Raw genomic sequence first — 13,316 nt, 5'->3', positions numbered from 1 at the left:
TCTGCCGAGACCGCCATGGCATCGGTGGCCAAACTCTGCTCATTCAGTTCATTGGTGATGGCCTGACTATTGGTCACTTCTTGTTTGGCTGAGCTTAAAATGTCTTCCGAGGTTTCATCGGCGCGAGCGGTAACGGCTCGTAGCTCTGCCTTCTTCATTTGCATTGCCAATTCAATGGGTGATAAGTCATCACAATAACCGGTATAGGGGACTTCCATCAGTGGATTGTTGTAGTTGTCTTGGGCGGTTTGTACAAGGCTGCTTAAACGGCTCTTAAAAGTAAAACTGCAAATTAAGCTAATGACTAGCAAGGGAATTGCCACAGCTAAAGCCTGAGTGCTAGATATCACTGAAAATGCGTTCAGCAGTAAGCTAATAATACTGATGAATACACAATATAACTGCCAGTTTAGTAAGGAGCGTCGACGCGTTTTTACACTACCTTGTTGCAGTTTTTTGTACAGTTTACTGGCCCGCGATATTTGTTGATCGCTGGGTTGAGTGCGGACAGACTGATACTCATAGACTTCACCTTTACTGTCCAAAATGGGCGTAACAAAAGCCGAGACCCAGTAGTGGCCGGATTCTTTACAGCGGTTTTTAACCAGTCCCATCCAGCTAGAACCAGACTGAATATGTTGCCAAAGTTGAGCAAAAGCGGGTTTGGGCATGTCGGCGTGACGAATCACGTTATGCGGTTGCTCTAGTAATTCTTGTTCTTGATAGCCCGCTACTTTACAGAAGGCATCGTTACAGTAGGTGATATGACTGTCCGCAGTGGTGGTGGAAATCAGGTTATCACTATCTTTAAATCTAACTCTTTGGTCCGTCATTGAAAACACTACTCCTGAACATCAATCCTAAGTATTAATTTGGCTTTCTGTTTGTTGTTTGGTGCACTTGGGTTTTCTTCACTTATGCTCAAGCTAGTCTGCATTGCTGAAGTGGTCGAAGTCTAGACGTAAATGATAATTTTTTTATGAATGCTTGGTATTTGATCGTGCATAATATTGCAGTAACTAGCGGTTAAATTACTAGAAAAATTAATTAAGTGCTTTAATTTCCAAATATTCATCTGTAAGTGGTTTGATGCGTAAACAAAAATTTCATGTATTTTGTCCGATTACCCTTCTGATGCTAGATGTATGCTAAATAAGCCAGTTTTCGCTGAAGTTTCACCAATTTAAGCTGCTTTTTGTGAACTTAAGCGAGTTATTGCGGAGCAGCCGTCTCAAAGAGGACTTGAGCTGGTATCTATCATGGTTAACGACTTTGTTGACCAAACTAACTTGCAGGCGCTAAATGCGGCTATTGAAGCGGCTAGCGCGTCTAAAATCAGCCAGTTAACCAGTGATAGCCGCGATACAGCCGCGCAAACGGCGAGTAGCGCTACAAAGCTGCAGGATTTATCGCAACAACTTAACCATCAGGTTGAGCAATTTCGTTAGCACTTAGTTGCGGTGAAGCGTTTGTGAGTAATAGCTTAACGAGGCTTGCTCTACCAGTTTCTGGTAAGTGCCATTGGCACGCAGCTCTTGCAAGCCCTTATTAAATGCCGCTTGCAAGAGTTTACCTCGAGTGAGATCCACCTTAGAAAATAATACGTGGGTCTCGACCTCTACAATGGGTTTGGGGTGATGCTTAAACTGTTCGGCTTGCAGTGCTGGAAATAGTTGATTGAGCAAATAGTAGCCAACTTGAATGTCAGATGGGAACAAGTCGATGCGTTTAGCTTGTAGCTTCTTTAAATTGAGGATATCGGAAGACACATAATCAATGTTGAGTTCGCCTCGTTTAACGGCTTGGTCAAATTCATTGCCATAGCTGTAGCCTTCGCTGCCACCAATTCTAAAGCTGCGCAAATCGCTAATATCTTGCCAGTTAAAACTGTCTTCAACCCGATAGAAGAAAACATAAGTATGTTGAAACACCGGCGCACTAAATAACATGTTTTTTAAGCGGCGTGGGGTTTTGGTCCAGACTACAGTGCCATCCACCTGGCCACTTTCGGCGTAGCGGTAGGCTCGTGCCCAAGGTAGAAACTGGTAGTGAACTTTATAGCCTTGTAGGGCGAATGCTTGGCGAACAATCTCAGAAATAAAACCTTGCTGAGCTAGGCTCTGTGAAGTGAAGGGCGGCCACTCTCCGTTGGAAAGGGTGACTACTTGGGTTGCTGTTGATACCCGTAATGGTGTCACAAAGGCAAGCAATGTAAGCAAGATACTGATAATTAGTCGGTAATAAGCAGACAAACAGCAGCGCCCTCGATTCAATGAGTTTATGCTTAATTAAAGCAGTATTTATTTAATAGTGATAAGTTTTTAAGCTTAAGTTGTTGTTTTACTATTAAACGTCACCTCACTCTAGTTATTTGTGGGGTATTTCGGGAAAGTCAAATTGCAGTTGGCTATCCAGCCAAGTCGGGTATTTCTTCATGATCGAGCGAAATAGCGCAGAATCAATAAATTGCTTCAGCCAAGCTTGAGTTTTGGGATAGGGTGTTTGTTCAAACCAGCTTAAGTCCACCGAGGCAAATTGGCGAATGAAGGGAAGAATCGCCATATCGGCCAAGCTTTGTTGTTGACCCAAGATATAAGGGGTCTGTTGCAACTGCCGTTCAATATCAGCGATAAATATTTCACCTTGCTGGCGGTAGCTTTCGGGGCTTTGTTCTGGAAAACGTACCGCATACTTATATTTGTCTAAGTAGGGTTTAAACTCTTGGTCATTGCGAGTTATCCATTGCTGACTGTCTTGCGGGTTGGTGTTGAGCCAGCCTAGAGGATCGGCGCGGCGCAGCGCCCACAGCATAATATCCAGGCTTTCTTCTAGTACTTCTCCCGTCTCTAGCTGCAATACTGGGACGGTACCTTTAGGTGACAGCGCTAACATCTCCGCTGGCTTATGTTTGAGAATAATCTCGCGCAACAATACTGGTGTTTGGCTAGCCGCAAGGGCTAGGCGAGCTCGCATGGCATAAGGGCAGCGGCGGAATGAATATAGTATGGCTGGCATGACTGGCTTGCTGGTCGGAAAAATTTAAACCTTAGCCCTCGGCCGATAGTTTAGCAAGTGAGACTTGTTGTAATAGGGTGATTTAGGCGCTTCACAATCAGCAGAGCGCCTCATTATTTACACTAAGCTTGGCTGAGCTTAAACCGAGACAACTCAGTGAGTTGTTGTTGCGACTGCTGCTGTAAGGCCTCGCTGACCTGTTGGGTTTTGTTAGCATCGTGGCTGGCCAGTTCACTAAGCTCAACAATGGTGGAAACATTTTTGGCAACTTGTAGAGCTACTTGGTGTTTATCTTGTGCATTTAGGGCAATTTGCTCACTGCGTTGCTGAATGCTATTGAGTAAGTGGGCCACTTGTTCCAATTGTTGCGAGCTTTGCTCCGCCTCATCAATGCAACTGGCGACCATGGTTTCACCTTGTTGCATCATATCGGTGGTTTGCTGAGCTCTTGATTGTAGTAGCTCTATCATGCCGAGAATTTCTTCGGTGGCCTCGCGGCTGCGGGTGGCTAGGCTGCGCACTTCGTCGGCCACCACCGCAAACCCTCGGCCTTGTTCCCCGGCGCGGGCCGCTTCAATCGCCGCATTAAGGGCCAATAAGTTGGTTTGTTCGGCAATGCCTTGAATTACGTCAACAATGCTATTGATGTCGTTACTCTGCTGTTTGAGCTCAGCCACCTGTTGGCTAGCTTCCAGTACTGTGGTTTGCAATTGACTGGTGGTGCTAAGGGTGGTTTGGGCGGCTTGATGGCTTCGCTCGGTTAACTGTGTCACTTGGTTAATATCATCTCGGCTTTGCTCGGCTTGTTCAGCCACTTCGTTCACCCCGGCTTCCATTTGGCTAACCGCAGAGGCAACAATTTGGCTTTGCTGTTGCTGATTCTGCATTACTTGATGCGAGTGTTCACTGGTACTTAAGCCACTTGCTGCGCTGTTGGCCAGTTGTTTGGCGTTGTCTTTCATTTGGCTTAACAGTAGATTCATTTGTTCACTTAAGCGTTGCAATTGATGGGTGATTTGACCAAATTCATCGCTGCTGCTAGCCATGCTCATGTCGCGGCTAAAGTCACCCTCAACCATGGCTTTAATATGCGCCAGAGTTTGCCCCAGCGGGCGTTTTATTTGGCGACTCACACTCCACGCGACCAGAATGGTAATGGCAATCGAGATAAGCAATACCACGATGGTTTGAATACTGGCTGAACGAGAACTGCGCTGGGCTTGCTGGTGGGCGGCAACAATAATTTGGCTGAGTTGTTCAGCGCTTTGGTCAAGCACTTGTAGCGCCTGATCGATAAGCTGGTTTAGCTGTAACAGCTGGTTGTTTTGTGTGCTAGTGAGTTGTTGCTGAGTTTTTAGTTGTTCAAATAAACCCTGTTCGGCAAAGGCTTGTTGTAATAGCTTGAAGTAGTTGCTGAGTTCTTCAGCGCTGTCTGGGTCAAGTTTAAGCAGTTGTTGGTATTTATCGTTTAACGACATTTGGTAGCTCTGAATCACGCCAAATTGTGAACTGAATTGCTCTTCACTGGCTGCGTATAACAATTTTTCTAAACTGGCGGAGAAGGCCGCAATATCGGCTTGCATACCGGTGACCAACCATTCGGCGTTTTCATCGACCATTTCCATTAAAAATGCCAAGTCATCTTGAAAGCTTTTCCATTGGCTCGCAAATTGTTGGCTGGATGCGGCGATATTCTGCTGAGCGAGCAGACCCTGCTTATTTAGTGCCAGTTGCTGTTGGCTGGTTTGTTGTATTTGATTCACCTGTTGGTTTAGTTGGCTTAAGCCTGCAAGAATTTGCGGATAGCTTTGGCTGAGTTCGCTAAGGGCTTGCATGCGTTGTTGGTATTGTTCAAACAGGTCATTGAGTTGTTGTTCTATAACTTGAGATTGCTCAAGGTCTACGCTGCCACTGTGTAGGCCAACTTGGCGAGCCGCATTCAGTAAGATCCCCGATAGTTGATTGGTGCGCTCTGCCATAGGGGCCAGCTTACTCACGGTGATGTTGAGTTGGTTTTCCAGTTGGCGCATGTTGAACTGGCCAATTAGCGCCACCACGATCAGTAGTGTCAATAACACTGCAAAACCGAGCAGTGTTCTGGTGACAACGTTTAATTTCATAGTACAAGTCCCTGTAAAGCGTATATTTGCAGCCAGCTTTGCTGCGCTTTAGTTATGATGATTGAGTCTTTGCCTGACTAAGGGCGAGAGCGTATAACTACCATAATCTTAAGGTTATTGACCAGATATATGTTGGTAAATATAGCTTAAACTGGTTAATTCTGATGATTTAAGCTTATAGTTTAATACATTGAATTATAACTAAGTTTTTGACTCTAGGGAGAGTGGAAACAATGTTAGGGAATATCATGAATAAAGCGGGCGTTAGTTTACTGGTGTTGCTTTCGCCATGGGCACACGCGCTGGATTGCTCAACTCAAGGCTTTGCCGAGGCCTCGGCGCTTAATCGCCAAAGCCACGCTAAGGTGCAGCAACTAAGTAAGCAATATGTTGAGTTGTGTTCATGGCAATTTAACTTGCCTAAGCAGCAAAGTTGCCAGCTCTTTAAAGATAAAAAAAAGCAGTTTGAGCAAGTCAATAATCGCCAGCTAGAAGCAGTGTTAGTGGCGGCCAATGCTGCTGCCGAGGCTTGGTATCAGGTACATGAAGCCTGCGCTGCCACGGGCAAACGAGAAAATTCGAGCAATGCCTTTCAAGCTTACGAAAAAAGCTTTAGTGCTTACCAACAGTTAATATCGGTGGTTGAGCAACAATATCAGCAGCAGTGCTACCCGCAGTTACAAGCCAATATTAAGCAGTATTGTAATTAGCGGCCATTGGTCTGCGGGTTTAGTCTAAGGGCTAGTGGCTATGTGCGCCTTGAATCACTCTTCCATTACTGTCATATACGCCTGACGCGGCATGTTCGATGAAGCCCTGGCGGATCATTTTTGCCAAGAAGGGGTCATTTTCACTATCGCCCACATCGGCATAGTCGATGGAGGGATAATTCAGCCATTTATCTAGCGCTTGCTCTATAAAGGCGGGGTCTTGTTTGAGGCTTTGTAGGGTGATTTCATGGCTTTTAAAACCTTGTTTAGTGAGCACCCGTTGCGGTAGCTGATACTCTGGCAACCAGTCTAATTCAACGTAGATATCACCAATTGTGCCTTGATAAAAATCCACCGTTTTACCCGCGCTTTGTTGGCTATCTACTTGCTCTAAGCTGCTTAGCCAGCTTAATGGGTTTAGGTTTTCAATGCTGTCCCAAGAGCGAATAATATTCAAGCTACTGAGGTCGCTGGGAGGGTAGTAAACCGAGCGCTGATCGGTGGTGAAAAAACGGTAAAAGTGATGACGACCATTGGCGCGTTTTTGCCAGTATTCGGCGGTTTGCTTTTGTGGGTAGATGGTGATGACCTGTTGCTGATTACGGGCAAAGGTAAAGTTTGAGCTTTGTCGTTCAAATCCCTTTTTTTGAGTATTGCTATACTCTGCCACCACGTCGGGAAGGGCAAGGGTTGCGAAGCTAGCTAAGCCGAGTATGGCGCTAATAAACAGTTGTTTTAGTAACATCGGTGGTCCTTAAGCAGGGGGCAAAGTTGCCCCCTAAAATATCTATCTTGTTAGTCTTAGACTAAGCGGCTATTGCATGGCATCTGCGCGAGTCACTAAGTTGCCGGCAAAATTCATGATATGGAATATTTCGTTTTGTTCCATGGTGCCTCGAACCAAGCTTGATGCAGGGCCTTTGGCATAGACGGGAACATCTTCGCCGGCGTGGGTTTCGCTGCTCATAGGTACACTGGCTTGTTGCTGGAAGTCTAGCGCTTGTACGGTTGTTGAGTTTAGGCTAACTCGTTGACCATTGGCGAAGGTGTTTGCTGCACCCGGACCGTTGGTGTAACCCACCGTGGTGTAGGGCTTGTCATCGCCAGCCATTTGTAAACTGCCATCTTGATTTTCAACCAAACCTAAAATGGGGTTACCACGGCGTGGATAACCAGCAATGGTGAATACATGTGAATGGTCGGCGGTAACGATAATCAGCGTATCTTCGTCGTTGGTGAGTTGGTCGGCTTTAGCCACTGCATCGGATAGGGCTAAGGCGTCTTTTAGCGCTCGCTGGGCGTTACCACCATGGTGAGCATGGTCAATGCGCCCTGCTTCCACCATTAGGAAGAAACCTTGTTCATTGTTTTGCATCATTTCAATGGCTTTTTCGGTCATCTCTGCCAACGAAGGTTCGCTGTCTTCACCGTATTTGACGCGGTCGGCTTCATAATCCATGTGCGAGCTATTAAACAGCCCGAGCAATTTGTCGCTACTGTTGGGGTTAACAGTAATAAATTGGTCACGGTTGTTGACGTAGCTGCCATTCGGGTTGGCGGCTTGCCAGACTTCAGTAAGGTCTTGGTCAAGACGGCGTCCGCCGTGCTCACTAGAGGTGAAGTTGCGTAAACCACCACCTAGCATGACATCAATGCCGCCGCCGACACTGTAGTCGATCATTTGTTTGGCGATATCCACGCAGCCTTCGGCTACTTGAGTGTCGTTTTCCCAATTTCGCTCTGGCAACTTGGCGTAGGTGGCCGCAGGGGTGGCGTGAGTGAGCCTAGCGGTAGACACAATACCGGCTTTCATACCGGCCATTTTGGCTAGATCCAGTGCTGTGGTTAAGGCTTTGCCATCAGCACTGGCGCAATCGCCACGGCTGGCTGTGTCGGCAATGCTGATGCCGCCAGCAAAAGACTTCACTCCACTCATCATCGCGGTCATGGTGCCCGCAGAGTCAGGAGTTTGAGCATCGGTATTATAGGTTTTGGCAAGACCGGTAAACGGGAAGTTCTCAAAGCTGAGTTTGTGCTCTTCACCGCCATCGGGGTTTTGCATTTGTCCTTCAAGAATACGTGCTGCCGTTACCGTAGACATGCCCATGCCGTCGCCAACAAATAAAATGATGTTCTTAGCGCGGCCTTGAGCGTTGCTTAAGGCGCTGCGGGTGTCTGCTTGCCAAGCGTTTTTGGCCTCGGCTACGGCGTCAACGCCAGCGTTATACCAACTATTAATGGCACTTGGATTGCTGCTTTGATTACTCGGTACACTCCATTCGCTACGTTGTGGAGCGCTAGTGGTGTCATCATTGCTATTACAGGCGCTGAGTAGAACGCTTGAGCTTAAGGCCATTGATAAGGCTAAAAATTTAAGTTTCATGGTATTACTCCTCAGCCACATAAGCATTGCCGCCTAAGCCTGCGGCTTGGTTGATGGCATGGAAAACGACGTTTTGTTCAATTGCTCCTTGGATGAGGTAGGCTTGTGGACCTCTGGCAAAAACGGCGACGTCTTCACCCGCGTGAGTTTCACTACCGCTGGGAATAAGGGCTTGTTGTTGAAAGTCGAGTTGTTTGGTGTCTAGAGCGCTTAAATCGGCACGTACACCGGCATCGAAACTGGCTGCTGCACCGGGGCCATTGGCATAACCAAGGGTGGTGTAGGGTTTGTTATCACCAGCTAAGCTGGGTTGCTCGCTGCCCACCCCTACCACCAAACCTAAGATGGGGTTACCGCGTTTAGGGTAGCCTGCCATGGTAAATACATGGGAGTGGTCGGCGGTAACGATGATCAGGGTATCATCGAGCTCACCGGCTGCATCTAGTTTGTCGATGGCGGCTTGTACTGCATTTGAATATTCAATGGTATCTTGCAGGGCGCGGGCGGCATTACCACCATGGTGGGCGTGGTCGATACGGCCTGACTCCACCATTAAAAAGAAGCCTTGTTGCTGCTGTTGGTGAGTATCGTTGAGCAGAATGTCGATGGCTTTTTCGGTCATTGCGCTTAAAGAGGGTTCATCGGCATCGTCACGGTCTGCTTCATATTCCATATGTGAGCTATTGAATAAGCCCAAAACCTTACTGGTGGTGCTTGTATCGATGGCGTTAAAGCCTTCACTGTCCCATACGTATTGGCCAGTGCGGTGGAAGTTTTGCCAATCTTCGATAAGGTTGTTGCCATCGCTGCGACGGCCGGTGCTTCCTTCTGGGTCGGTGACTTCTTCTGGTAAGAAGTTACGGCGTCCTCCACCCATAATTACGTCGATATCGGCAGCTTGATGGATCAACTGATAGGCTATGTCTGAGACTTTGCCCACACATTCTTCCGGTACCGAGGCTTCCCAATTGCGCTCAGAAACATGAGCATAAGTCGCGGCAGGAGTGGCGTGGGTGATGCGTGCGGTGGAGATGATTCCGGTCGCTTTGTGCTGGCTAGCGGCTAATTCCAAGGCACTGACTAGGCGCTCTGAACTCACATCACAGTCACCGCGATTAACGTTGTCTGAAACGCCAATTACTCCAGCTTTGGTTTTTGCTCCGCTCATCATGGCGGTCATGGTGCCAGCCGAGTCGGGGGTTTGTTGGTTGGTATTGTAAGTTTTTGCCAACCCGCTGTGTGGAAAGTGTTCGAAGCTCAGATAGTTTTCTTCGCCACCTTGGTTGTTGGCTTGGCTTTGCCCTTGCAAAATACGCGCTGCGGTTTGAGTCGAAATCCCCATACCGTCGCCAACAAATAAAATTACATTTTTGGCTTTGCTATCGGGGCTAAGCGTTGAGCTGCGTGTGCCAATGGCTTCTTGGGCGTTGCTATACCAGCTACTGTTTAGTTGGTAATCGGGAACAACGGCAGCGTGCGAGGTGCCAGCAAGCAGCAAGCTAACTGCGGCGGCACTGGCAGTGACCATCCTTTTCATTTGCGATTCCTTTAAGTGTCTTGGTTGAAAGTCGTATTGCGACAGCGGAAAAGCATGAGCTCGAATTATGACAGGTAGATAACAAAAAAATGAAAATACACGGAATGTGTTTGCTAAGGCCTTGTAAAATAGGAGCTTAGGCTAACTGAGTAGCGCTCATAAGCTTAAGCACGTCAAGCTTTATAAAGCTAAAACTTTACAAAGTTGAGGGGGATGGCAATAATGAGCTTATATTGACTTCAGGAATGCTTATGAAAACCACTGATAACATCTTATATCGAATTAAAAGCCAGGGTGGGCTAACGGTTAAGATGTTGGCCGAGCAGTTAGGCATCACCACTATGGGGGTTCGCCAGCATTTACAAAGCTTGGAAAACGATGGTTTAATTGAGCATTTTGACCAAAAGGCCAAGGTGGGAAGGCCCACTCGTTTTTGGCAACTCACTGCTCAAGGCCATAGTCGTTTTCCCGATTGCCACAGCGATTTAAGTGTGCAACTGCTTAATGCAGTGCAGCAGGTTTTTGGTAAAGGCGGTATGGAACAACTGATTGCGCATCGCGAGCAACAAAGCCTACATGCCTACCAGCAGGCTTTGGCTGGGCAAACTAGCATTGCCGAAAAATTACAGCTTTTAGCCCAAAAACGTAGCCAAGAAGGCTATATGGCAACCTGGCAGCAAGGGCAACTGGACTACTACTTTATTGAAGACCACTGTCCAATTTGTGTGGCAGCCAGTGAGTGCCAAGGCCTGTGTCGCTCAGAGTTAGATATGTTGCAACAGTTGTTTGTAGAGTGCGAGGTAGAGCGAACCGAGCACATCGTAGCGGGCGCACGTCGTTGCGCTTATCGGCTGCGGCCCAAGGCGTTGGTTTAGCAATGCAGCGCTGCGGTTGGTTATTGGTTCTAGCCTTATTCTGCTCGATGCCGCTTAAGGCCTGCGAATTGGCTGCCATTCCTGCTACCGAGCTGCGTCATAGTTGTGGCTGTAGTTACTATTTTCCGCAGCCCGCACCTTTGCCTCCGCGTATTGTATTGCAAACCGACTTAAAGGGCTTGCAGCCTGTTATGATGCAGCAAGGCCAACTAGCAAGCTTGTGGGGTGCGCGTCCCAGTGCTTTATTAACTCAACAGGGTTTAGCTAAAACTCAGCAGTTTCGTTATCAAGCTCAGGCGATTAAGTTACAAAGTCGCTTGCGTCCAGGGTGCGAATTCGGCAAACCGGGTTGCGAAGTACTCACTTACCTGACACGTATTTCTAGTTATGAAAATTACCAACAATGTGAGTGGTCACTGCAAGGTGATTGTGGTTGTTAGTAGCAGCGAAGAGGGCAATTTATGAATCACCAAAGCGTGTTAACTTTTTGGTTTGAGCAGCTTAAACCCACGCAATGGTTTGCCGTTGATGAGCGCCTTGATCAGCAAATAAAGCAGCAATTTTCGGCTTTGCTGGCCCAAGCCGCCGCCGGCGAATTGTATTCATGGCGGCAAAATGCCCAGGCTAGTTTGGCTGAAATCATCTTGTTGGATCAGTTCTCAAGAAATTGTTTTCGTGGATCGGCCAAGGCCTTTGCCAACGACTCTTTAGCACTATGTTTAGCTCAGCACTCGGTGGATAAGGGTTATGATCAGCAACTGTCGGTCAATCAACGGGCTTTTATTTATATGCCTTATATGCATAGTGAATCCTTACTTATTCATGAGCAGGCGGAGCGTCATTTTTCGCAAACAGGGCTTGAGAAGCAATATCAATTTGAGTTAAAACATAAACAGATTATCGAACGTTTTGGCCGCTACCCACACCGTAATCAGTTACTTGGGCGTTCATCTAGCCCGGCTGAACTAGCATTTTTGGCGGGTCCCGATTCATCTTTTTAAGCGATCTCAAGCAGTTAAACTTTCCCCTTCAAAAAGACTTAGATTTTTCAACTTGCTGGCCCAGTTAGACACTAAACTTAGTAGGTAGTCGCTGCGTTGAGGTGGTTGTGAGTAGGTGCTGGTTTTACTCCATTATGGCAATTGTTTGTTTTCCCGTTGTGGCGCAAGTGGACTTGCTTGGCCCCGATTCGACGCGCTTTGAACCCGCTTCTGCTACGCCATCGCAGCAGGCTATATTGCAGCCAGCCTCTACCGCTAACGAGGATGAATTGGCTGTTGGTGAACGCTTACTCAGTCGTTTGAGTTCGCTGGCTTCTACTGAACAGACTACTGCACTAGTAGCTGATAGCAACGATTACCGCTTGTCTTATCCTCAATTGCAGCAGTCTATTTATCACTTCCATCCGGAGTCGCTTTGGTATGGTTATCCGCAGGCTCGTAACGCACGAGATCAACTACAGTGGTTGTTATTAGAGTTCAGCTTAGCTGGGGGGCCTAAGCAGCTCGACTATTGGTTAGAACAAATAAATGCGGTGGACAGTGAACAAGCTCAATGGGAGGCACTATACACCGACGCCTTTTTAGGTCTATTGGCATTTTACCAGCAGTTACATACTTTGGATTATGCGCAAAGTATGGCCTTAAATGGCATTGCTAATTTGAGTATGCCTTTAGCCCTTGATGAGCTTTGGTTGGTTCGTCTTAATCGCAGCCAAATCTATCAGTATCTAGCCGATTTAAGAGGAGAGCTAAATATTGAGCGCTTGCGGTATCGTCAGCAAATTTTGTATTGGCTGCACGTTAGGCAGCAGCGTCAGCTGAACCAAGACATTGCTGGAGGGCAGCTGATTCGTTTAGGTGATGAAGACCCTCGTTTACCTATGATTCGTTTGCGCTTGAGTGAATTTGATCCTAGTAGGCAGTTTGTTGCCTCCCAATCACTGCTAATGGATCAGCAAACCGAACAGGCGATTAAGCATTTTCAGCAATTACATGGCTTAAAAACCGATGGTATTGTGGGTAGTGAAACACTCTATTGGCTGAATTATAAACCCTTGCTACGGGCTAAAATGTTGGCGCGTAACCTTTTAAGAAAACAATTGTTTAGCCGCTTTGTGATGAATTCAGAACAGCAGCAGATCATTGTTAACCTACCCGCCTATCAGATGACTTACCGAGCTAAAGGGGTGGATGTATTTCAGTCTCGGGTAGTGGTAGGTAGGGCCTCAAGGGCAACGCCGCTATTAGTGAGCGAGATCAGTAGTGTAGTGGTGAATCCCTATTGGAATGTGCCGCGAACTATTGTGCGCAAAGATATAGTGCCGATGTTACGCCGAGACCCAAGTTATGTTGAGCGTAAGGGCTTTGAGCTGTTTGATTATCAGGGGCAGGCGGTGAGTGCTGAGCAAGTGGATTGGCCCTTGTTAAAAGATACAGGCTATTTTCCTTACCGAATGCGTCAGCGCCCCGGCCCGGGCAACGCCCTCGGTGCTTATAAATTTCATTTCGATAATCAGTATGCGGTCTATCTACATGATACCTCGGCGCCGGAACTGTTCACTGAAACGGAACGCGCTTTTAGCTCTGGATGTATTCGAGTTGAAGCGGCCGATTTTCTCGCCGAAACTTTGCTTGAGCAGGCCGGTTATAGTCACGCCTATAAGCAATCGTTGTT

General features: G+C 47.3%; 13 protein-coding genes. 6 read left to right on the top strand and 7 right to left on the bottom strand.

What is annotated here, in order from left to right; all coding sequences use genetic code 11:
• Positions 1-833 (bottom strand): PAS domain-containing protein (locus ACQY6Q_RS11460; protein ID WP_427981547.1); only part of this gene is annotated, 833 nt, incomplete at its 3' end.
• 426 nt (positions 834-1,259) lie between these two features.
• Here ACQY6Q_RS11460 and ACQY6Q_RS11455 point away from each other — a divergent pair.
• A complete protein-coding gene (locus tag ACQY6Q_RS11455) occupies positions 1,260-1,448 on the top strand; it encodes a hypothetical protein (RefSeq protein ID WP_427981545.1) in 189 nt (62 codons plus the stop codon).
• A gap of 3 nt (positions 1,449-1,451) precedes the next feature.
• On the opposite strand, the gene ACQY6Q_RS11450 is transcribed toward ACQY6Q_RS11455, so the two are convergent.
• From ACQY6Q_RS11450 to ACQY6Q_RS11440, 3 genes are all read right to left on the bottom strand, one after another.
• Positions 1,452-2,252 (bottom strand): substrate-binding periplasmic protein, encoded by an 801-nt coding sequence (locus tag ACQY6Q_RS11450; protein WP_427981542.1) that lies wholly within the window; start codon positions 2,250-2,252, stop codon positions 1,452-1,454.
• Between the two features lie 115 nt (positions 2,253-2,367).
• Positions 2,368-3,015, bottom strand: coding sequence for a glutathione S-transferase (locus tag ACQY6Q_RS11445; RefSeq protein ID WP_427981539.1), 648 nt, complete (start codon positions 3,013-3,015; stop codon positions 2,368-2,370).
• A 122-nt stretch (positions 3,016-3,137) separates the two neighbouring features.
• The gene (locus ACQY6Q_RS11440; RefSeq protein WP_427981537.1) at positions 3,138-5,135 is read right to left on the bottom strand and encodes a methyl-accepting chemotaxis protein; all 1,998 of its coding nucleotides are present in this window, start codon (positions 5,133-5,135) and stop codon (positions 3,138-3,140) included.
• A 233-nt stretch (positions 5,136-5,368) separates the two neighbouring features.
• Here ACQY6Q_RS11440 and ACQY6Q_RS11435 point away from each other — a divergent pair, with 233 nt between their 5' ends.
• Positions 5,369-5,845, top strand: coding sequence for a hypothetical protein (locus tag ACQY6Q_RS11435; RefSeq protein ID WP_427981534.1), 477 nt, complete (start codon positions 5,369-5,371; stop codon positions 5,843-5,845).
• A gap of 31 nt (positions 5,846-5,876) precedes the next feature.
• Here the strand turns inward: ACQY6Q_RS11435 and ACQY6Q_RS11430 are convergent, their stop codons facing one another.
• The 3 genes from ACQY6Q_RS11430 to ACQY6Q_RS11420 form a co-directional block, all read right to left on the bottom strand.
• Positions 5,877-6,590 (bottom strand): hypothetical protein, encoded by a 714-nt coding sequence (locus tag ACQY6Q_RS11430; RefSeq protein WP_427981532.1) that lies wholly within the window; start codon positions 6,588-6,590, stop codon positions 5,877-5,879.
• A 69-nt stretch (positions 6,591-6,659) separates the two neighbouring features.
• On the bottom strand, positions 6,660-8,228 hold the full coding sequence (locus ACQY6Q_RS11425) for an alkaline phosphatase (protein ID WP_427981529.1): 1,569 nt from the start codon (positions 8,226-8,228) through the stop codon (positions 6,660-6,662).
• Positions 8,229-8,232: 4 nt separating this feature from the next.
• Positions 8,233-9,765 (bottom strand): alkaline phosphatase, encoded by a 1,533-nt coding sequence (locus ACQY6Q_RS11420; protein WP_427981527.1) that lies wholly within the window; start codon positions 9,763-9,765, stop codon positions 8,233-8,235.
• A 251-nt stretch (positions 9,766-10,016) separates the two neighbouring features.
• Here ACQY6Q_RS11420 and ACQY6Q_RS11415 point away from each other — a divergent pair, with 251 nt between their 5' ends.
• The 4 genes from ACQY6Q_RS11415 to ACQY6Q_RS11400 form a co-directional block, all read left to right on the top strand.
• Positions 10,017-10,640 (top strand): helix-turn-helix transcriptional regulator, encoded by a 624-nt coding sequence (locus tag ACQY6Q_RS11415; protein WP_427981524.1) that lies wholly within the window; start codon positions 10,017-10,019, stop codon positions 10,638-10,640.
• Positions 10,604-11,080, top strand: a complete 477-nt coding sequence (locus tag ACQY6Q_RS11410; RefSeq protein WP_427981549.1) for a hypothetical protein — start codon at positions 10,604-10,606, stop codon at positions 11,078-11,080. The genes ACQY6Q_RS11415 and ACQY6Q_RS11410 overlap by 37 nt, the downstream gene beginning before the upstream one ends.
• 21 nt (positions 11,081-11,101) lie before the next feature.
• Positions 11,102-11,641 (top strand): DUF924 family protein, encoded by a 540-nt coding sequence (locus ACQY6Q_RS11405; protein ID WP_427981521.1) that lies wholly within the window; start codon positions 11,102-11,104, stop codon positions 11,639-11,641.
• Between the two features lie 134 nt (positions 11,642-11,775).
• Positions 11,776-13,316 (top strand): L,D-transpeptidase family protein (locus ACQY6Q_RS11400; RefSeq protein ID WP_427981518.1); only part of this gene is annotated, 1,541 nt, incomplete at its 3' end.

The sequence above is a fragment of the Agarivorans sp. genome, from assembly GCF_050295395.1.
Taxonomy (GTDB): Bacteria; Pseudomonadota; Gammaproteobacteria; order Enterobacterales; family Celerinatantimonadaceae; genus Agarivorans.
The sequence above is the reverse complement of the archived record's forward strand: the minus strand, read 5'-3'. Positions and strand labels throughout refer to the sequence as shown.

What these genes read in the sequence shown, in the direction of transcription:
- ACQY6Q_RS11455 (WP_427981545.1), top strand. Translation starts at nt 1,260, where the DNA reads ATGGTTAACGACTTTGTTGACCAAACTAACTTGCAGGCGCTAAATGCG.
- ACQY6Q_RS11445 (WP_427981539.1), bottom strand. Translation starts at nt 3,015, where the DNA reads ATGCCAGCCATACTATATTCATTCCGCCGCTGCCCTTATGCCATGCGA.
- ACQY6Q_RS11440 (WP_427981537.1), bottom strand. Translation starts at nt 5,135, where the DNA reads ATGAAATTAAACGTTGTCACCAGAACACTGCTCGGTTTTGCAGTGTTA.
- ACQY6Q_RS11435 (WP_427981534.1), top strand. Translation starts at nt 5,369, where the DNA reads ATGTTAGGGAATATCATGAATAAAGCGGGCGTTAGTTTACTGGTGTTG.
- ACQY6Q_RS11430 (WP_427981532.1), bottom strand. Translation starts at nt 6,590, where the DNA reads ATGTTACTAAAACAACTGTTTATTAGCGCCATACTCGGCTTAGCTAGC.
- ACQY6Q_RS11425 (WP_427981529.1), bottom strand. Translation starts at nt 8,228, where the DNA reads ATGAAACTTAAATTTTTAGCCTTATCAATGGCCTTAAGCTCAAGCGTT.
- ACQY6Q_RS11420 (WP_427981527.1), bottom strand. Translation starts at nt 9,765, where the DNA reads ATGAAAAGGATGGTCACTGCCAGTGCCGCCGCAGTTAGCTTGCTGCTT.
- ACQY6Q_RS11415 (WP_427981524.1), top strand. Translation starts at nt 10,017, where the DNA reads ATGAAAACCACTGATAACATCTTATATCGAATTAAAAGCCAGGGTGGG.
- ACQY6Q_RS11405 (WP_427981521.1), top strand. Translation starts at nt 11,102, where the DNA reads ATGAATCACCAAAGCGTGTTAACTTTTTGGTTTGAGCAGCTTAAACCC.